The 422-nt window shown below is 55.7% G+C and carries 2 tRNA genes; both read left to right on the forward strand.

Features of this window, described 5'->3' with window-relative positions:
• Positions 1-14 precede the first annotated feature (14 nt).
• Positions 15-91: transfer RNA gene (locus MWU64_RS15355), tRNA-Ile, on the forward strand.
• A gap of 236 nt (positions 92-327) precedes the next feature.
• A tRNA-Ala gene (locus MWU64_RS15360) sits at positions 328-403 on the forward strand.
• Positions 404-422 lie beyond the last annotated feature (19 nt).

The following is a 422-nucleotide window of genomic DNA, read 5'->3' on the forward strand; positions in this document are numbered from 1 at the left end:
TGACAAGCAAAACCGGGTCTGTAGCTCAGGTGGTTAGAGCGCACCCCTGATAAGGGTGAGGTCGGTGGTTCAAGTCCACCCAGACCCACCAAAATTGCTCAGCTCTGCGTTATCGAGCGACTTGCATAGCAGGCTATGCGGCGCCCCTCGATGCCTGGATCTGAACAATTTACGAGTACGCCTTGAAGTTAAGGCGATCTCGGATGCGCCGGACAGGTTTTGTGAATCTAGGCGCAGTGAGAGTGAGTGAGGGAGTGATCCTCGATGGATCATGACCGACGCGAACGAACGCTGCAACGACGAGTCACGAAAGCTGAACAAGCAGACGGGGCTATAGCTCAGCTGGGAGAGCGCCTGCCTTGCACGCAGGAGGTCGGCAGTTCGATCCTGCCTAGCTCCACCAAACTTTACTGACTAACCCA

Origin of the sequence: Marinobacter sp. S0848L, from assembly GCF_023016065.1 — a bacterium.
Lineage (GTDB): Bacteria > Pseudomonadota > Gammaproteobacteria > Pseudomonadales > Oleiphilaceae > Marinobacter.